The sequence below is a fragment of the Microbacterium phyllosphaerae genome, assembly GCF_017876435.1.
GTDB lineage: Bacteria > Actinomycetota > Actinomycetes > Actinomycetales > Microbacteriaceae > Microbacterium > Microbacterium phyllosphaerae.
The window spans coordinates 1,600,393-1,617,645 of the sequence record NZ_JAGIOA010000001.1; the positions used below are offsets into that span (position 1 = coordinate 1,600,393).

General features: G+C 68.4%; 16 protein-coding genes and 1 riboswitch. Of the genes, 4 read left to right on the forward strand and 12 right to left on the reverse strand.

The window, feature by feature from the left end; translation table 11 throughout:
- Nucleotides 1-339: 339 nt before the first annotated feature.
- On the reverse strand, nt 340-1,506 hold the full coding sequence (nagA, locus tag JOF42_RS07430; protein ID WP_210097276.1) for an N-acetylglucosamine-6-phosphate deacetylase: 1,167 nt from the start codon (nt 1,504-1,506) through the stop codon (nt 340-342).
- Nucleotides 1,503-3,017 (reverse strand): beta-N-acetylhexosaminidase, encoded by a 1,515-nt coding sequence (locus tag JOF42_RS07435; protein ID WP_210097277.1) that lies wholly within the window; start codon nt 3,015-3,017, stop codon nt 1,503-1,505. The genes nagA and JOF42_RS07435 overlap by 4 nt, the downstream gene beginning before the upstream one ends.
- Nucleotides 3,018-3,069: 52 nt before the next feature.
- Nucleotides 3,070-3,154, forward strand: a riboswitch (ZMP/ZTP riboswitch).
- A 36-nt stretch (nt 3,155-3,190) separates the two neighbouring features.
- On the opposite strand from JOF42_RS07435, the gene glyA reads away from it, so the two are divergent.
- Both glyA and JOF42_RS07445 read left to right on the forward strand, forming a co-directional pair.
- Nucleotides 3,191-4,465 carry a serine hydroxymethyltransferase gene (gene glyA, locus JOF42_RS07440; RefSeq protein ID WP_210097278.1) on the forward strand — a complete coding sequence of 425 codons (1,275 nt, stop codon included), beginning with the start codon at nt 3,191-3,193 and terminating at the stop codon, nt 4,463-4,465.
- Nucleotides 4,462-5,340, forward strand: coding sequence for a bifunctional methylenetetrahydrofolate dehydrogenase/methenyltetrahydrofolate cyclohydrolase (locus tag JOF42_RS07445; RefSeq protein WP_210097279.1), 879 nt, complete (start codon nt 4,462-4,464; stop codon nt 5,338-5,340). Before glyA ends, JOF42_RS07445 begins: the two co-directional genes overlap by 4 nt.
- A gap of 103 nt (nt 5,341-5,443) precedes the next feature.
- Here JOF42_RS07445 and JOF42_RS07450 read toward each other — a convergent pair whose 3' ends face one another.
- Both JOF42_RS07450 and JOF42_RS07455 read right to left on the reverse strand, forming a co-directional pair.
- Nucleotides 5,444-6,004 carry a hypothetical protein gene (locus JOF42_RS07450; protein ID WP_210097280.1) on the reverse strand — a complete coding sequence of 187 codons (561 nt, stop codon included), beginning with the start codon at nt 6,002-6,004 and terminating at the stop codon, nt 5,444-5,446.
- A 58-nt stretch (nt 6,005-6,062) separates the two neighbouring features.
- Entirely contained in the window at nt 6,063-6,623 is a 561-nt protein-coding gene (locus tag JOF42_RS07455; RefSeq protein WP_245340749.1) for a TetR/AcrR family transcriptional regulator, read from the reverse strand.
- Between the two features lie 66 nt (nt 6,624-6,689).
- Between JOF42_RS07455 and JOF42_RS07460 the strand changes: the two genes are divergently transcribed.
- Nucleotides 6,690-7,166 (forward strand): DUF4188 domain-containing protein, encoded by a 477-nt coding sequence (locus tag JOF42_RS07460; RefSeq protein WP_210097281.1) that lies wholly within the window; start codon nt 6,690-6,692, stop codon nt 7,164-7,166.
- Between the two features lie 20 nt (nt 7,167-7,186).
- Here JOF42_RS07460 and JOF42_RS07465 read toward each other — a convergent pair whose 3' ends face one another.
- The 8 genes from JOF42_RS07465 to JOF42_RS07500 form a co-directional block, all read right to left on the reverse strand.
- Complete coding sequence (locus tag JOF42_RS07465) at nt 7,187-7,909, reverse strand: DUF6882 domain-containing protein (RefSeq protein ID WP_210097282.1); 723 nt, start codon at nt 7,907-7,909, stop codon at nt 7,187-7,189.
- A 22-nt stretch (nt 7,910-7,931) separates the two neighbouring features.
- The gene (locus JOF42_RS07470) at nt 7,932-9,179 is read right to left on the reverse strand and encodes an MFS transporter (RefSeq protein ID WP_210097283.1); all 1,248 of its coding nucleotides are present in this window, start codon (nt 9,177-9,179) and stop codon (nt 7,932-7,934) included.
- A gap of 62 nt (nt 9,180-9,241) precedes the next feature.
- A complete protein-coding gene (locus JOF42_RS07475; RefSeq protein WP_210097284.1) occupies nt 9,242-10,045 on the reverse strand; it encodes an HpcH/HpaI aldolase family protein in 804 nt (267 codons plus the stop codon).
- A complete protein-coding gene (locus JOF42_RS07480) occupies nt 10,030-10,815 on the reverse strand; it encodes a 2-keto-4-pentenoate hydratase (RefSeq protein ID WP_210097285.1) in 786 nt (261 codons plus the stop codon). The genes JOF42_RS07475 and JOF42_RS07480 overlap by 16 nt, the downstream gene beginning before the upstream one ends.
- 38 nt (nt 10,816-10,853) lie before the next feature.
- On the reverse strand, nt 10,854-12,017 hold the full coding sequence (hpaD, locus tag JOF42_RS07485) for a 3,4-dihydroxyphenylacetate 2,3-dioxygenase (RefSeq protein WP_210097286.1): 1,164 nt from the start codon (nt 12,015-12,017) through the stop codon (nt 10,854-10,856).
- Between the two features lie 14 nt (nt 12,018-12,031).
- Nucleotides 12,032-13,528: a 5-carboxymethyl-2-hydroxymuconate semialdehyde dehydrogenase gene (gene hpaE, locus JOF42_RS07490; RefSeq protein ID WP_210097287.1), complete on the reverse strand. Its 1,497-nt coding sequence runs from the start codon at nt 13,526-13,528 to the stop codon at nt 12,032-12,034.
- The gene (locus JOF42_RS07495; RefSeq protein WP_210097288.1) at nt 13,525-14,211 is read right to left on the reverse strand and encodes a GntR family transcriptional regulator; all 687 of its coding nucleotides are present in this window, start codon (nt 14,209-14,211) and stop codon (nt 13,525-13,527) included. The genes hpaE and JOF42_RS07495 overlap by 4 nt, the downstream gene beginning before the upstream one ends.
- Nucleotides 14,208-15,689 carry a fumarylacetoacetate hydrolase family protein gene (locus JOF42_RS07500; RefSeq protein WP_307803563.1) on the reverse strand — a complete coding sequence of 494 codons (1,482 nt, stop codon included), beginning with the start codon at nt 15,687-15,689 and terminating at the stop codon, nt 14,208-14,210. Before JOF42_RS07500 ends, JOF42_RS07495 begins: the two co-directional genes overlap by 4 nt.
- A 142-nt stretch (nt 15,690-15,831) precedes the next feature.
- Between JOF42_RS07500 and JOF42_RS07505 the strand changes: the two genes are divergently transcribed.
- Nucleotides 15,832-17,211: an MFS transporter gene (locus JOF42_RS07505; protein WP_210097290.1), complete on the forward strand. Its 1,380-nt coding sequence runs from the start codon at nt 15,832-15,834 to the stop codon at nt 17,209-17,211.
- Nucleotides 17,212-17,253 lie beyond the last annotated feature (42 nt).

Genomic DNA, 17,253 nt, shown 5'->3' on the forward strand with positions numbered 1-17,253 from the left:
GCTGTCGAGAAACCCCTGTTCAGAGCGATAACGAATCGCGACGGCGAACATTCTCGAAAAAAATCTGAGAAGTCGCGTAATGAATCGAGGGTGCCTTCGTCTCATCACATAGAGACAGCCGACGAGCTCCACCGGGGGGCGGAGCTCAGGCGCTGGTGCAAGGGGTAAGTGCACCGGCATGGCGGGTCGGGCACCTCGGGGGAGGAGCGCTCGGCCCGCCAGCTCTCGACGTGGGGGGAATGTGACGGGGCCGCCGCTCTGGGGAACGGCGGCCCCTCACCCACGAAGAGTGCGACCGGAGAACGCAGAGCTGCGCGTCGATGCGCGCGCGGCGTCCGCCTATGGTCGGTCGCCCACCCACACGCGCACGACGCGCAGCTGCGCATCCAGCAGCACGGCGTCGCCGGCGTACCCGTCGTCGAGACGGCCGAGACGATCGGCATAGCCGATCGCGCGCGCCGGGGTCTCGGTGAGCGCCCGCACCGCCTCGGTCAGCGTCGCACCCGCAGCGACCGCTCTGCGCAGAGCGACATCCTGGGTGAGGGTCGATCCGGCGATCGAGCCGGTGTCGTCCGCGCGCGCGATGCCGTCCTTCACCGTCACGCTGACGGCTCCGAGGTCGTAGTGCCCGTCGGCGCTTCCGGCGGCCGCCATCGCGTCGGTGATGAGCGCGATGCGCCCGGGGGCGGAGTCGAAGACGAGCTTGACGATGTGCGGATCGAGGTGCACGTCATCGGCGATCGCCTCGAGCACCACGCGGTGATCTGCGGCAGCGGCCAGGACAGGCCCCGGGGCGCGGTGGTGGATGCCGGGCATCGCGTTGAAGGCGTGGGTCAGTACCGAAGCGCCGGCTTCGAACGCGGCGACGGCCATCGCGGCATCCGCGCTGGTGTGGCCGACGGCGGCCGCGGCACCCGCATCGACGATGAGTCGGATCGCGTCGAGGCCGCCGGGCAACTCCGGGGCGATCGTCACCTGGCGGATCGTCCCGCGACCTGACTCGAGCAGGCGTGACACGTCGGCGGCGACGGGGTCGCGCAGCAGAGTCGGCTCATGGGCGCCGTGATGCGCCGGGTCGAGGAACGGCCCCTCGAGGTGCGAGCCGAGGATGTCGGCATCCGTCTCCATCAGATCGGCGATGTCGGCCACTCGTCGAGCGAGGTCGTCGAGGGGTGCCGTCACCAGCGAGACGACCGCCCGGGTGGTGCCGTGCTCGCGGTGCAGCGCGCGCGCCGTCCTGATCGCGTCGACCCCGTCATCGAACGACGCGCCTGCGCCGCCGTGCCCGTGGATGTCGATGAAGCCCGGGGTGAGCACAGCGTCGGGCCCCGCGATGACCGTCGCGTCGACGATGTCGTCGGCCGGGGCCCAGGTGTCTCCCACGCCGCGAGCGGTGACCCTGCCGTGCTCGATCCGCACCCACGCACCCTCGACGATCGTGCCGTCGTCGACAAGCCGTGCCGAGTGGATGACGAGTGATCGCGTCGTCGTCGTGTCGGGTGTCATCGCTCGCTCCAGGGGATCTCTTCTGCGGGGTGGAAATCGACGTGCTCAGCCTTCCACAGGGGTGCCATCGACCCGAGGCGGACGCGGAATGACTCCCACTCGCGCTCCGGGGCGCTGCGAGGAGACCACGCGATCTCGGCCTGCGCCGCGGCGCGAGGGAACACCAGCTGCTCGACATCGCTGAACGTGCGGGTGGTCTCACTCCACAGAGGCGCCTCGATACCGAGGATCGCGCTGTCGGGCACGTCGAGCACCTGGGTCGGCTCCCACTCGTACGCCGAGCGGACGTCGATGATCGCCGCCCACGTGAGCCCGAGCGGGAACTCGGCGGTGTACTTCATGTCGAGGTATGCGGCGTCGGCGGCCGACATGATCAGCGCTCCGCCGCGCTCGACGAAATGCGCGGCCTCTGCGGCATGCGTGCCCTCGGGTGTCGTCTTGCCCCAGTACTGCCCGACGGTCCCTTCGGCGATGTCTTTCGCCGCGCCGACCTCGTGCCAGGCGAGCGGGATCTTGCCCTCCTCGAACACGATCGCGGTCGCCCGCTCGACGAACAGATCGAAGTCCGCCTGAGGAGTGCCCAGCGACTCGTCTCCGCCGATGTGGATGTACGGCCCCGGGGTGATCTCTGCGAGTTCCCTCACGACATCGCGGACGAATTCGTAGGTGCGCTCCTCGTGGATGCGAACGCTCGAGTGGCCCACGCCCCAGCCGAGGTAGGGCTCACCGGCGACGGGCAGCGGCTGTCCGAGGCGTGCCGACTCGGCGATCAGGCTGTCGTTCATGACCGGGGCCTCGACGAGGTCGGGGTAGGCGACGCCGATGGCGTGAGTGTGACCGGGCAGATCGATCTCGGGGATCACGATCATGTGGTGCTGGGAGGCATACGCGACGATCTCGCGGTAGTCGTCCTTCGTGTAGAACCCACCCCGGTCGCCGAGCGATGCGGTCGACGACGCGAGCTCGGTCAGCTTCGGCCACGAGTCGATGTGGATGCGCCAGCCCTGGTCGTCGGTGAGGTGCAGGTGCAGGTGATTGAACTTCAGGGCGCTCGTGCTGTCGATGAACTTCTTCACCTCGTCGACGCCGAAGAAGTGGCGCGTGACATCGAGCATCACACCGCGCCGCTCGAACCGGGGCGCGTCAGCGATCTCCGCTTGCAGGATTCCCCATCCGTCATCACCCTCGCGGAGCAGCTGCAGCAGAGTCTGCACGCCGTAGAAGAGCCCCGCCTCGTCACCTCCGACGATCTCGACCGCATCCGCGATCGAGAGGGTGTACCCCTCCGGCGCCGCGGAGGCCGGGTCGACCCGCATCACGACATCCCCGGTGGCGGTGGCGGTGGCGTGCGAGAGACGGATACCGGTGCGCCGCGCCACGGCGTCGATCAGGTGCGCCGTGGAGGGGGAGTCGCCGATGACTCGGGTGCTGTCGGAGATGGGCATCCTGCCCTCGCCGGAGACGACGGAAGCGGGCAGGGGGACGAGAGGCATGGAATGGGGAAGGACCATGAACAAAACCTACCCTGCGCCGCGCCGGGAGCACAGGGAAATCGGCTATGCTTTCACACGTCGCGACTGGCGTCTGGGTGGACTACCACCGGGGAGCGACTGACCACGGAATTCGACCGCGCGCCTGGGCCGATAGGTATACCCCTTCGAATCCGTTGTCAGAGGAGCATGTCATGACCGACCGTTACTTCAACGCCCCGCTCGCCGAGGTCGACCCCGAGATCGCTCAGGTCCTCGATCGTGAGCTCAAGCGCCAGCAGACGTTCCTCGAGATGATCGCATCCGAGAACTTCGTCCCCGTCTCGGTCCTGCAGTCGCAGGGCTCCGTGCTGACCAACAAGTACGCCGAGGGCTACCCGGGTCGCCGCTACTACGGTGGCTGCGAAGAGGTCGACGTCGCGGAGGAGCTCGCGATCCAGCGTGCGAAGGACCTGTTCGGGTCGGAGTTCGCCAACGTCCAGCCGCACTCCGGCGCATCCGCCAACGCCGCCGTGCTGCACGCGATCGCGCGCCCCGGCGACACCCTTCTCGGGCTCGCGCTCGACCAGGGCGGTCACCTGACGCACGGCATGAAGATCAACTTCTCGGGCCGTCTCTACGACATCGTCGCCTACGGTGTGGACCCCGAGACCTCGACGATCGACATGGACGAGGTGCGTCGCCTCGCCATCGAGCACAAGCCCAAGGTCATCATCGCCGGCTGGTCCGCCTACCCCCGCACGCTCGACTTCGCCGCCTTCCGTGCGATCGCCGACGAGGTCGGCGCGCTGCTCTGGGTCGACATGGCGCACTTCGCCGGCCTCGTCGCCGCCGGGCTGCACCCGAACCCGGTGCCGCACGCTCACGTCGTCTCGTCGACCGTGCACAAGACCATCGGCGGCCCCCGCTCGGGCTTCATCCTGACGAACGACGCCGACCTCGCGAAGAAGATCAACACGGCCGTGTTCCCCGGGCAGCAGGGCGGACCCCTCATGCACGTGATCGCCGCCAAGGCGACCGCGTTCAAGCTCGCAGGCACCCCCGAGTTCAAGGAGCGCCAGGAGCGCACCCTGCGCGGCGCGGCGATCCTCGCCGAGCGACTCTCGCAGCAGGACGTGAAGGATGCCGGCATCGGAGTCCGTTCCGGCGGCACCGACGTGCACCTGGTGCTCGTCGACCTTCGCGAGGCCGAGATCGACGGCAAGCAGGCCGAAGACCTGCTGCACGACATCCACATCACGGTCAACCGCAACGCGGTGCCGAACGACCCGCGTCCGCCGATGGTGACCTCGGGGCTGCGCATCGGCACGCCCGCGCTCGCGACCCGTGGCTTCGGTGACGCGGAGTTCACCGAGGTCGCAGACGTGATCGCTCTCGCACTGCTTCCGGGTGCCGACGTCGAGGCCCTCCGCGCTCGCGTCGACGCGCTCGCCGCAGGCTTCCCGCTCTACCCGGACCTGCAGCAGTGACCGCTGCGATCCTCGACGGCAAGGCGGCGTCGGCTGCGATCAAGGCCGAGCTGACCGAGCGGGTCGCCGCGCTGAAGGCGAAGGGCATCGTCCCGGGCATCGCGACCGTGCTCGTCGGCGCCGATCCGGCATCCCAGCTCTACGTCGGCATGAAGCACCGTCAGTCCGAGGCGATCGGGATGAACTCGATCCAGCGCGAGCTGCCGGCCGATGCGACCCAGGCTGACGTCGAGGCGCTGATCGACGAGCTCAACGCCGACCCCGACTGCCACGGCTACATCGTGCAGCTGCCGCTGCCGAAGCACATCGACACGGATGCGATCCTCGAGCGGATCGATCCGGCGAAGGATGCCGACGGCCTGCACCCGACCAACCTCGGCCGCCTCGTGCTGAACGTCAACAGCCCGATCCACACCCCGCTGCCGTGCACGCCGCGCGGTGTGATCGAGCTGCTGCTGCGCAATGACTATGACCTCAAGGGCAAGCACGTGGTGGTCGTGGGTCGAGGGGTGACCATCGGTCGCTCCATCGGCCTGCTGCTGACCCGCCGCGACCTGAACGCCACGGTCACGCTGACGCACACCGGCACGGTCGACATGCCGCGCTACCTGCGCGAGGCCGACGTGATCGTCGCCGCGGCCGGCGTGAAGCACCTCATCCGCGCCGAGGACGTGAAGCCCGGTGCCGCGGTTCTCGATGTGGGTGTGACGCGCGAGACCGATCCCGAGACCGGCAAGAACCTGGTCTTCGGCGACGTGCACCCCGACGTGGCAGAGGTCGCGGGCTGGGTCTCGCCGAACCCCGGCGGCGTCGGCCCGATGACCGTCGCACTGCTCATGACCAACGTGGTCGAGGCGGCCGAACGCCTCGTCTGACGAGCATCGGTCCCGATCTGCGCATCCGGTCCCGATCCGCTGACCTCTCCCGCTGATTCGCCTACGAATCGGGACGACGTCCGCAGATCGGGACCGTCTGCGTTCAGCCGAGCTCGTCGAGCATCCGGCGCTGCTCCGGCGTCAGCCCGTCCTGGAGTTCTTCACGCGCCTCGGCGGTGGCCGGCGTCTCCGCGGAGGTTGAGGCGGATGCCGACGCGGGCGCGGCCTTCCTGCCCGAGACTCTGCCCTGCACGGCGTCATACAGCTCGCCGGCCTTCGCACGCAGCCTGTCGTCGACCTGGTCGTAGATCATCCAGCCGAACAGCAGGAACAGCGGAGGAAGCGCGTAGCTCCAGAAGCCGGAGGCTCGCACACCGCTCAGCCAGACGACAGCCACCCAGATGATCAGCTCGACCAGGTAGACGAGGACGTACTGCACGACCTTCTCGCCGGTCTTCGTGCGGTCGGCCGCGGACTTCGATGCGGCTTTGCGGAAGGCGCCGGTGAGCAGCGGCTTCACGAACAGCGCGGCGAGAGTCAGGATGACAGCGGCCCAGAGTGCGTGGAACCCGACGGAGACACCGGCGGACAACAGGCCGATGAGCAGCAGCACAGCGACATCGAACACGTAGAGGGCGGCGAACCGGACGATTCCGTTCTTCATGCGACCAGAATTCCACAATCCTGGACGCTGCGGCACCTCTCGATCGAGCGCCTTCGGATCAGCGTGCGGGGAAGGCGCGCTCGACCGCATCCACGACAGCGCCGTACACCGAGTCCCACGGCACGATCGGGGGAGTCACGCCTGCGAGCTCGAGACTCACGGCACCGTGCACCTGCGCCCAGACGGTGAGTGCCGCGGCCATCACCTCGGACTCGTCGACCCGAGCCGCGAGCGCGCGCACGAGGGGCGCCATCGCCGTGCTCATGGTCGCGTCGTCCGGGCGGCAGTCTTCGGTGGCCACCCCGCCGCCGAACATGAGGCGGTAGAGCGCCGGGTTGGCCATCGCCCACTCCCGATACGCGAGCCCCAGAGTACGCAGCCCCTGCGGTTCTGCTGCTGCCTGTGCGTCGCCGAACGATGCGAAGCCGTGCTCGATCACGGCGACGAGAAGCTCGGTCTTGCCGCCGTAGAGGGAGTAGACGGCAGAGGTCGAGGTGCCCGCGTTCTGCGCGATGTCGCGGAGACTGATCCGCTCAGGCCCCTTCTCGTCGACCATCATGGCGGTCGCGTCGAGGAGGCGGTCACGCAGCGCGTCGTCGTACAGAGGAGGTCTTGCCATGGGATCGAGCTTACCGTAACGTTGTTGCATAACGCAGTTACATAACTATGTTCCAAGGAGTGAGCCATGACTCAGCAGGTCTTTCCCGGCCGATTCACCGCGGCCCCCGGCCGATCGGATGTCACCGTGTTCCTGATCGGGATGCGCGCGAACAGGTGGTGGCAGATCGGCCGGGTGATGTGGACCGCGAGCAAGATGCCGCCGATGCTGCGTCACCTCGCGACGCACGCGGATGCCGGCATGCTCGGTGCCCACAGCTGGTTCGGCCGCACGACGATCCTGCTGTCGTACTGGGAGAGTCCCGAGCATCTGCAGCGCTTCGCCGCCGACCGGGATGCGCCGCACCTGCAGCCGTGGCGCGACTTCATGAAGACGCTGCAGGGGACAGGCAGCGTGGGTGTCTGGCACGAGACGTATCAGGTCCCGACCGCTGATCTCGAGGCCGTGTACGTCGACATGCCGGCGTTCGGACTCGCGGCGGCCACCACGCACGCACCCGTGGGGCCCGGAACGAAGACAGCGCGCCAGCGGCTGGGCCGCTGACGCGCTGTCTTCGACGAGGATCAGCCCTGGGGGTGCAGGCTGCTCTCGATGTTGGTGATGCGCGCCTGCTCGTCGAAGCGGAACGTCGCCGTGCCCGTGCTGTCGGTGATCGTGGCGCCCGTGAAGGCCTCATCGGTCCAGGTGAGTGTCCAGCCGGCCAGGCGGGCGGCATCCCAGACCGCGGTGCGGGCGTCGGGCAGTGCCAGGCCCGAGAGGATGCGGGGGAGGACGATGGCCGCGGAGGCGACCGTCAGCGGGGGGAGCGGCGCATCGAGCAGGAACACCGCGTACGTGCCACCGCCGACCGGGGCGAGGTAGTACGGCGCCCGACCGGTGAGCTCGACGGCGACCGCGCCGACCGTGTGGGCGGCCTTCGTGATCCACTCGGCATCGCCGGCCGCGTCTTCGGGAAAGGGGAGCTCGGTCTGGCTGAGTTCGGGAATGCCGTGCTCGGTGCCGTAGTCACGCAGCTGCGCGGCGACACCGGCGGCGTCTCCCTGCGGATGCGCCCACGCCCAGAGCAGCGAGCGCGGCCCGGGGGCGATGGTCGCGACGAGGTGTGCGCGCGTCGCGAGCTGTCGCGAGGGGTCGTCGTTCGACGTGAAGGTGAGGGTTCCCGCGGCCATGTCGGCATCCCAGCGGTTGTCGCCGAGGCTCTCGAGAGCCGTGGACAGCGAATCCTGGCGAAGGGCGGTGAACAGTGCGGCACGGTCTGCGAGCGGCTGGAGCGCGGCGAAGGTCATGAGCCCAGTCTCGCCCGGATTGCTATGAATCCGCCAACTCCGTGCGCTCGGTCGCAGCGTCGGCCGGGCGTCCCATGCGCCAGACGCTCGGCACCAGCAGGGTCACCACGGCGATCGCCGCATAGAGGATCCCCGATGTGACGAGCACGGTGGTGACGTCGCTGTGGGTGATGAGCCACCCGTAGACGAGGGTGCCGATGGGCATCACCACGTAGCTCCCGAGCATGTCGTAGCTCGAGACTCGTGACAGCTTGTCGCCCGGGATGTTCTCCATCATCGCCAGGTTCCAGCCCGTGCTGAAGACCTCTGCGCCCGCGCCGGCGATGAAGGCGGCGATGGCCAGCAGGATCACGGCGGGGTGCACGCCGAGGGTCGTGAGGGGGATGGCGAACGCGGCCATGCCGATCATCCCGTAGCGCAGTGGCCGCTTCAGCGGGAACCACATCAGGACGAGGGTCATCAGCAGGATGCCGACGCCTTCGGCGCTGACGACCCAGCCCCAGCCGGCGATGCCGAGCCGTTCGTCGTTCTTCGCGATGTACGGCCCGACGACGCCCCAGGCGCCGATGTGGATCGCGTTCATCACCATGAAGGCGAGCACGATCACCCACAACCAGGTGCGACTCCAGAACTCGCGCCAGCCGACCCGGAGGTCGTGGAACATCGTCGTGCCCCCGGCATGATCCGGAGGAGGGAGTCTGACCAGGGCCAGCACGGGGATCGCGACGACCCAACCGATCCCCTGCACGACCATCGCCCATGCGGGGCCGGCGGCGGCGACCACGATGCCGGCGATGATCGGGCCGCCAATCGTGGTCGCTGAGCGCACGAATGACAGCATCGCGTTCGCCTGTTGCAGATGCTCGGGCGAGGTGAGCTGCGGGATGATCCCCTGCATCGCCGGCAGCACGAAAGCCGTGGAGGCGCCGTTGACGACGGACAGCAGTGCCAGCAGGGGAACCGTGGCGGTGCCGCTGAACAGGAGCGCCGCCATCGCCCCGACCGTCAGGATGTCGATGACGTAACAGGACTGGATGATGAGCGCGCGCGGCAGACGATCCGCGATCACTCCACCGAAAAGGAGGAAGACGATGTTGCTGACGGTGAAGGCGGCGAGTACGAGCGACAGGGAGCGGGCGTCGTTGTCGATCTCGAGCACCGCGAAGGCCAGGGCGATCGACGACATCGATCCGGCGATCAGCGTGATCGCGCGGGCGAGGAAGAACCAGCGGAATCCCTTGTCCTGCATCGCCGCGAGGGCGCGGATCATGACGGCGCCTCGCGTGTGTGCATCCGTCGATCCTCCCACGTCGGTGAGGCGGGGCGAGGGTGTCAGTAGCTGGCGCGGGCCGTGTCGTCGGAGGCGGGGATGAAGCGCGTGGCGAGGGCCTCGGAGGCTCGGGCGAGCATCGCCACGTCGGCGCCGACGGCGACGAAGTCGGCCCCGGCTGCGATGTACGACTCCGCTGCCGACGGATCGAAGGCGTTGACGCCCACGGGCTTGCCTGCAGCCTTCACCGCAGCGAAGACCCGCTCGACGGCGGCGATGACATCGGGGTGCGTCTGCTGACCCAGCAGCCCCATCGACGCCGACAGGTCGGAGGGGCCGACGAAGACCGCATCCACGCCGTCGACCGCGGCGATCTCGCCGGCGGCGGCGACTCCTGCCGTCGTCTCGATCTGCACGGTGAGGGACGTGTGCTTCGCCGAGTCCCGCAGGTAGCCGTCGACGCGGTTCCAGCGGGCACTGCGGGCGAGGGCGCTGCCGACTCCGCGCACGCCCTCGGGCGGATAGCGGGTCGCCGCGACGGCGGCGAGTGCCTCGTCGGCGGACGAGACCATCGGCACGATGAGGTTCTGTGCGCCGAGGTCGAGGACCTGCTTGATCGCGACGGCGTCATTGAACGGCACCCGCACGACCGGAGTGATCGGATACGCGGCGACAACCTGCAGTTGCAGCTGGGTCGACTCGAGCGTGTTCGCCGAGTGCTCCATGTCGATCAGCAGCCAGTCGAGGCCTGATCCCGCGGCCACCTCCGTCACGAGAGGACTGCCGGAGCACGCCCACATGCCGATCAGAGATCGGTCGGAGGTGGCGAGCTGCTCGCGGAAGGAGGGGCTCAGATGAAGCGGCATTCGATCGTTCCCATCGGTCCGTAGTCGCACAGCACCTGATCGCCGCGCGACACCCACATCGGGCGTGTGAACGATCCTGCCAGGATGATCTCCCCGGCCTCCAGACGCGCGCCGTGCTGGTGGAACTTGTTCGCGAGCCAGGCCACACCGGTGGCGGGGTGCCCCAGCACGCCGGCTGCGACGCCGGTCTCCTCGATCTCGCCGTTGCGCGACAGCACGCCGGGCACCCAGCGGAGGTCGATCTCGTCCGGGCGCTTGCGAACGGTTCCGAGCACCATCGCGCCGTACGCGGCGTTGTCGCTGATCGTGTCGACGATCGTGCGCCCCTCGAGCTCGATGTGCGAGTTCAGCACCTCGAGCGCCGGCACCGCGTAGTCGATCGCCGCGAGGGCGTCGTCGAGAGTGCAGTCGGGGCCCTCCAGCGGATGCTTGAGCACGAAGGCTAGTTCGACCTCGATGCGCACGTTCGAGAAGTGATCGACGGGGATCTCGGCTCCCGACTCGTACACGGTGTCGTCGAACATGACGCCGTAGTCGGGCTCGGTGATGCCCGTGGCCTGCTGCATCGCCTTGGAGGTCAGGCCGATCTTGCGGCCGACCAGCCGGCGCCCGGCCGCGATCTGTGAGTCGCGCCAGACGCCCTGGATCGCGTACGAGTCCTCGACCGTCGCCTCCGGATACCGCGCGGTGATCCGAGGGATCACGGAGTGGCTCCGGTCGGCCTCGGCGAGTTCCTCGGCGATCTGCGTGACGGTGTCTGCGGACAGCATCCGTGTCTCCTCTGTGTCTGGACCTGCGTGCGAATCGATCAGAGCTGGTGGCCGAGCTTGTACTCGCCCTGCTTGTACTCGGGCATGGCCTCGTCGTCGTCGGGCCGTGTGTACGAGAAACCGTCGGCGCCGATCGTGACGGCCATCTCGGAGCTGTCGGTGCGCGCCACGACCGGCTGCGGGTTGCCGTCGAGGTCGAGCACCAGCGAGGCCTCGGTGTACCACGAGGGCACGACCGGGTTGCCCCACCAGTCGCGGCGCTGGTTGTCGTGCACGTCCCAGGTGATGACGGGGTTGTCGGGGTCGCCCGTGTAGTAGTCCTGCGTGTAGACCTCGACGCGGTGGCCGTCGGGATCGCGCAGGTACAGGTAGAAGGCGTTCGAGACGCCGTGGCGGCCGGGGCCGCGCTCGATCGCGTCGGAGCGGCGGAGGGCGCCGAGCTTGTCGCAGATCGCGAGGATGTTGTGCTTCTCATGGGTGGCGAAGCACACGTGGTGCATGCGGGGCCCGTCGCCGCCGGTCATCGCGGTGTCGTGCACGGTGGGCTTGCGGCGCATCCACGCGGCGTACACGGTGCCCTCGTCGTCCTGGATGTCCTCCGTCACGCGGAACCCGAGATCCTGCATGAACTTGACCGCACGGGGCACGTCGGGGGTGACCTGGTTGAAGTGGTCGAGACGCACGAGCTCGCCGGGGATGTGCAGGTCGTAGCGCCACGACATCCGCTCGACGTGGTCGGACTGGTGGAAGAACTCGATGGGGAAGCCCAGCGGGTCGACCACACGCACCGAGTCGCCGACGCCCTTGACGAAGCCCTCGGGGTTGCGGCGCACGTCGCAGCCGAGCTCGGAGTAGAACGCGACGGCGAGGTCGAGGTCGGCCGCCGAGCGTACGCGGTACGAGAACGCGGCGACCGCGGCGATCGGTCCCTTGCGCAGCACGAGGTTGTGGTGGATGAACTCCTCGGTCGAGCGGAGGTAGATCGCCTCGTCGTCCTCTTCCGTCACGTACAGGCCCAGGACGTCGACGTAGAACACCCGGGAGGCGGCGAGGTCGGTGACGACCAGTTCCATGTATGCGCAGCGGAGTACATCCGGGGGCGTGCTCTCGGGTGTCGCCACCGGGTTGTCGGTCTGGATCGGAGCCTCCTGGCTCACGTAGTAGCCCGATGAGGTCAGCGTCTTCGCAGTCTTGTCGGTCATTGCAGGGTCCTTGCTCAGTTCTTGCCGAAGGTCGGGTTGTGGGCACCGCCGAGCGTGATGTGCACGCTCTGCTGGTCGGTGTAGAAGTCGATCGAGCGGTAGCCGCCCTCATGGCCGAGGCCCGAGGCCTTGACGCCGCCGAACGGGGTGCGGAGGTCGCGCACGTTGTTGCTGTTCAGCCACACCATGCCGGCCTCGACGGACTGCGCGAAGTTGTGCGCGCGCTTCAGGTCGTTCGTCCAGATGTAGGCGGCGAGGCCGTACTTCGTGTTGTTCGCGAGGGCCAGCGCCTCATCGTCGGAGTCGAACGGCGTGATCGCGACGACCGGGCCGAAGATCTCCTCCTGGAAGATGCGGGCGTCAGGGGAGACGTCTGCGAACACCGTCGGGGCGACGAAGTTGCCCTCGTCGAATCCTTCGGGGCGTCCGCCGCCGGCGACGAGGCGACCCTCGGTCTTGCCGATCTCGACGTAGCTCATCACCTTGTCGTAGTGCTCGGGGTGCACGAGCGCGCCGACCTCGGTGGCCGGGTCGTGCGGGTAGCCCACCGTGACACGCTTCGCCTGCGCGGCGTAGCGCTCGACGAACTCCTCGTAGATCGAGCGCTCGACGAGGATGCGGGAGCCTGCGGTGCAGCGCTCGCCGTTGAGCGAGAAGACACCGAAGATGGTCGCGTCGACGGCGGCCTCGAGATCGGCGTCGGCGAACACGACGGCCGGCGACTTGCCGCCGAGCTCCATCGAGAGTCCCTTGAGGAACGGAGCCGCGTTGCCGAAGATCAGCTGTCCGGTCGAGCTCTCGCCCGTGAACGAGATGAGCGGGACGTCCGGATGCTTGACGAGCGCGTCTCCGGCGTCCTCGCCGAGACCGTTCACGAGGTTGAAGACGCCCGAAGGCAGCCCCGCCTCCTCGAAGATCCCGGCCCAGAGCGAGGCGGAGAGGGGGGTGAACTCGGCGGGCTTGAGCACGACCGTGTTGCCGGTCGCGAGCGCGGGGCCGAGCTTCCACGACTCCAGCATGAAGGGCGTGTTCCACGGCGTGATGAGGCCGGCGACGCCGATCGGCTTGCGGTTGACGTAGTTCATCTGCTTGCCGGGCACCTTGAAGGCGTCGTCGGACTGCGCGACGATCAGGTCGGCGAAGAAGCGGAAGTTCTCGGCGGCACGGCGGGCCTGGCCGAGAGCCTGCGTGATCGGCAGGCCGGAGTCGTACGACTCGAGCTCGGCGAGACGGGCATCGCGGGACTCCACGAGGTCGGCGATCCGGTGCAGCACCCGCGAACGCTCGCGGGGGAGCATGCGCGGCCAGGGGCCCTCGTCGAACGCGCGCTTCGCTGCGGCGACGGCGAGTTCGATGTCGGCCTTCTTGCCGGCGGCGGCGGTGGTGTACGTCTTGTTCGTCACCGGGTCGAGCACATCGAACGTGTCGCCGTCGACCGAGTCGACGAACGCGCCGTCGATGTAGTGCTGGATGTGGTCGGGCAGGTCGGCGGGGATACGGGAATCGGTCATGACTCGTCTCCTGGGTTGTGATGAGAACGTGCGTGAAGCGCATCGAGGAAGGCGTCCCTCGTGCGCAGACGGTGGTTGCGGGCGGCGAGCTCGATGTCGAGCGGGTCTGCACCCGCGCGGATCAGCTCGAGGATCTCGGTGTGCTCCTCGACGGAGTGCTGGGCGCGCCCCGGCACATACGCGAAGGTGGAATCGCGGATGCCGGACAGCCGCGCCCAGCCCCGGTGCACGAGGTCGAGCAGGTGCGGGTTCGGGCACGGCTCGAAGAGCAGCGAGTGGAACTGGCGGTTGAGCTCCGTGAACGCGTGGGGATCGAGGTGATCGAGCATCCGGATCATCCGCTCGTTGACCGCCTCTGCCGCATCGAGCGCCGCAGCGTCGAGGAGCGGCGCGGAGAGCGCGGTCGCCGCGCCTTCGACCAACCCGAGCGTCTGCATGGTGTGCGCGTACTCGCTCTCGTCGACGAGGGTGACGCGCGCGCCGACGTTGCGCTCGAAGGTCACGAGACCCTCGGCCTCGAGGCGCCGGATGGCCTCGCGCACGGGTACGACGCTCATGCCGAGCTCCTCCGCGAGCGAGCCGAGCACGAGCCGGTACCCCGGTCCGAAGACGTGCCCCGAGATGCGGGAGCGGATCCAGGCGTACGCCTGCTCGGACTTGCTTGCGTTCGCGACGGTGGTCATGCGCGCGTTCCGCGGTCGGACGCCGCGCCGGTCGAAGCCTCGTACTTCTCGCGCCAGGCGGCGTTGAGCGGGAACAGCCCGTCGACGGGGTGACCGGCGGCGACCTGCTCGGCGATCCAGGCGTCCTCGATCTCCTGCGCGAGAGTGTCGTCCGCGACCTGCTCGGCGAGAGCAGGCGGGATCACGACGACACCGTCGCCGTCGCCGACGATGATGTCGCCGGGCTGCACGGTCGCGCCGCCGCACGAGATGGTGATGTCGGAATCCCACGGCACGTGCTTGCGGCCGAGGACCGAGGGGTGCGCGCCCTGCGAGAAGACCGGGAGTCCGATCTCGGCGACCGCGTCGAAGTCGCGCACGCCGCCGTCGGTGACGACACCGGCCGCGCCACGGGCGCGAGCACGCAGCGCGAGGATGTCGCCGAGCGTTCCGGTCGTCGCGTCGCCCCTGGCCTCGATGACGATGATCTCGCCCTCGTCGACGGCATCGAAGGTGCGCTTCTGGGCGTTGTAACCGCCGCCGTGGGTCTTGAACAGATCTTCACGGAAGGGAACGAAGCGCAGCGTCTTCGCGGTGCCGACGATCCTGCTGCCGGGGATGTTCGCGGCGACGCCGTCGATGAAGCACGAATGGTGACCGCGCTTGCGCAGCTGGGCCGAGAGGCCGGCGGTCGGCGCCTCCATCAGCTTCGCGCGCAGTTCGGGGGAGAGGGCGGGCGCGGTCGATTCGGCGGGAAGTCCGGCCTCCTCGCGGGAGCCCCACGCCTCGGTGCGCTGCAGATCGTCGACGGCGGGGAGCGATCCGACCTCGGCATCGAAGGCGATCTCACCCTGCGTCACGGTCGTCACGAGTCGGCCCGAGGTGGGGGAGCCCGCTGCATCCGGAGCATCCACCTCGATCTCGACCACGTCGCCGGGGACGATCACAGAAGACCCGGCGGGAGTTCCGGTCAGGATGACGTCGCCCGGCTCGAGGGTGAAGTGCTGGGAGAGATCGGCCACGAGCTGGGCGAGCGGGAAGATCAGCCCGGCGGTCGTGTCGTCCTGCCGCAGCTCTCCGTTGACCCAGGTGCGGATGCGGAGTGCGGTGGGATCGACGGTGCGAGCGTCGATGAGCTCGGGGCCCAGGGGCGTGTACCCGTCGCCGCCCTTCGACCGGACGTTGGATCCTTTGTCGTTGGCGCGCAGATCGTAGAGCCCGAGATCGTTCGACGCGGTGACCCACCCGACGTGATCCCAGGCATCGTCGAGCGAGACGCGACGGGCAGCGGTGCCGATGACGAGGGCGATCTCACCTTCGAACGCGAGCAGTTCGGTGCCTGCGGGGCGTTCGACGGTGCCGCCGGAGACGCCGACCGAGCTGGACGGCTTGAAGAAATAGGAGGGGGCTGCGGGTCGCCTGCCACGCTGATCAGCACGTGAGGCGTAGCTCAGGTGGATCGCGATGATCTTTCCGGGGCGGGTGATGGATGCCGTCACGGTGCGCCTCCTCGCGCTTTGGTCGACGCCTTGTGCGTCGTATTCGAAATCATATATCATCGTGTCACCCCTCGGCAAGCAACTCGAAATCATCTCGCGAGCGAGCCGTGACAATGCGGTCACAACCAAAGGAGACACCCCTATGAGTGGGCAGTCACAGGCTGGGTTCACACCCACCGGAACCATCGCGACCCCGGCCGATCGGCGCCGTGTCGTGTTCGCCACCGTCGTCGGAACCACCGTCGAGTGGTACGACTTCTTCATCTACGCCACGGCCGTCGGCCTGGTCTTCGGCCAGCTGTTCTTCGAGCCGCTGGGCGCCAACAGCGCCATCATCGCCTTCGCCACCGTCGGTGTGAGCTTCCTGTTCCGTCCGCTCGGAGCCTTCCTCGCCGGGCACTTCGGGGACAAGCTCGGACGCAAGACCGTGCTCATGTGGACGCTGATCCTGATGGGCGCGGCGACGGCGCTGATCGGAATCCTGCCGACCTATGACGCGATCGGCATCACCGCGCCGATCCTGCTGGTGCTGCTGCGCATCATCCAGGGCATCTCCGCCGGCGGCGAGTGGGGCGGCGCGGTGCTGATGGCCGTCGAGCACGCCCCGCGCACCAAGCGAGGCATCTTCGGTGCATCGCCGCAGATCGGCGTGCCGCTCGGCCTGCTGCTCGCATCCGGCGTCATGGCGCTGATGACGGCGATCGCTCCCGGCGAGCAGTTCGCGATCTGGGGGTGGCGCATCCCGTTCCTGCTCAGCGTCGTGCTGATCCTCGTCGGCTACTACGTGCGCCGCAAGGTCGAGGAGAGCCCCGTCTTCACCGAGCTCGCCGAGCGCAAGGAGAAGGCGAAGATGCCGATCGTGCAGCTGTTCCGCAAGCACCTGCTGCTCGTGATCATCGCGGCTCTCGTGTTCGCGGGCAACAACGCCGTCGGTTACATGACGACGGGCGGCTACATCCAGGGGTACGCCACCAACCCCGAGGGTCCGATCGGACTCGAGCGGGGCGCCGTGCTCTGGGCGGTCGCCGGCTCCGCCGTGACGTGGCTGCTCACGACGCTGCTGGCGGGGTGGATCTCCGACCGCATCGGTCGCCGCACCACGTACATCATCGGCTGGGCCATGCAGCTCGTGGGTGTCTTCACGCTGTTCCCGCTGGTCAACACGGGAGAGATCGGGATGCTGTTCGCGGGGCTCGCGATCCTCACGATCGGCCTCGGCTTCACCTACGGCCCGCAGGCGGCGCTCTACACGGAGCTCTTCCCGGCCAGCATCCGCTTCTCGGGTGTCTCGATCTCGTACGCGATCGGTGCGATCGCCGGTGGTGCGTTCGCCCCGACCATCGCGACCGCGATCGTGCAGGCGACCGGCTCGACGCAGGCGGTCACCTGGTACCTCGCCGGTATGACGGTGATCGGCCTCATCGCCACGCTGCTGCTGCGCGACCGCTCGGGCATCCCGCTGGGACCGGACCATGAGGAGGAGCAGTCGGTGAGCCCGATCTACGGCATCGCCAAGGCCTGATATCGGCTGTTATCCCGAGCGCCGCGCTGAGGCATCGCGCTG

Bases quoted from the DNA above. Each gene is read 5' to 3' on its own strand.
- JOF42_RS07475 (WP_210097284.1), bottom strand. From the start codon at position 10,045: ATGCCGCTTCATCTGAGCCCCTCCTTCCGCGAGCAGCTCGCCACCTCC.
- JOF42_RS07505 (WP_210097290.1), top strand. From the start codon at position 15,832: ATGAGTGGGCAGTCACAGGCTGGGTTCACACCCACCGGAACCATCGCG.
- JOF42_RS07480 (WP_210097285.1), bottom strand. From the start codon at position 10,815: ATGCTGTCCGCAGACACCGTCACGCAGATCGCCGAGGAACTCGCCGAG.
- JOF42_RS07460 (WP_210097281.1), top strand. From the start codon at position 6,690: ATGACTCAGCAGGTCTTTCCCGGCCGATTCACCGCGGCCCCCGGCCGA.
- JOF42_RS07435 (WP_210097277.1), bottom strand. From the start codon at position 3,017: ATGGTCCTTCCCCATTCCATGCCTCTCGTCCCCCTGCCCGCTTCCGTC.
- JOF42_RS07495 (WP_210097288.1), bottom strand. From the start codon at position 14,211: ATGACCACCGTCGCGAACGCAAGCAAGTCCGAGCAGGCGTACGCCTGG.
- JOF42_RS07450 (WP_210097280.1), bottom strand. From the start codon at position 6,004: ATGAAGAACGGAATCGTCCGGTTCGCCGCCCTCTACGTGTTCGATGTC.
- hpaE (WP_210097287.1), bottom strand. From the start codon at position 13,528: ATGACCGATTCCCGTATCCCCGCCGACCTGCCCGACCACATCCAGCAC.
- JOF42_RS07465 (WP_210097282.1), bottom strand. From the start codon at position 7,909: ATGACCTTCGCCGCGCTCCAGCCGCTCGCAGACCGTGCCGCACTGTTC.
- JOF42_RS07455 (WP_245340749.1), bottom strand. From the start codon at position 6,623: ATGGCAAGACCTCCTCTGTACGACGACGCGCTGCGTGACCGCCTCCTC.
- hpaD (WP_210097286.1), bottom strand. From the start codon at position 12,017: ATGACCGACAAGACTGCGAAGACGCTGACCTCATCGGGCTACTACGTG.
- nagA (WP_210097276.1), bottom strand. From the start codon at position 1,506: ATGACACCCGACACGACGACGACGCGATCACTCGTCATCCACTCGGCA.
- glyA (WP_210097278.1), top strand. From the start codon at position 3,191: ATGACCGACCGTTACTTCAACGCCCCGCTCGCCGAGGTCGACCCCGAG.
- JOF42_RS07470 (WP_210097283.1), bottom strand. From the start codon at position 9,179: ATGATCCGCGCCCTCGCGGCGATGCAGGACAAGGGATTCCGCTGGTTC.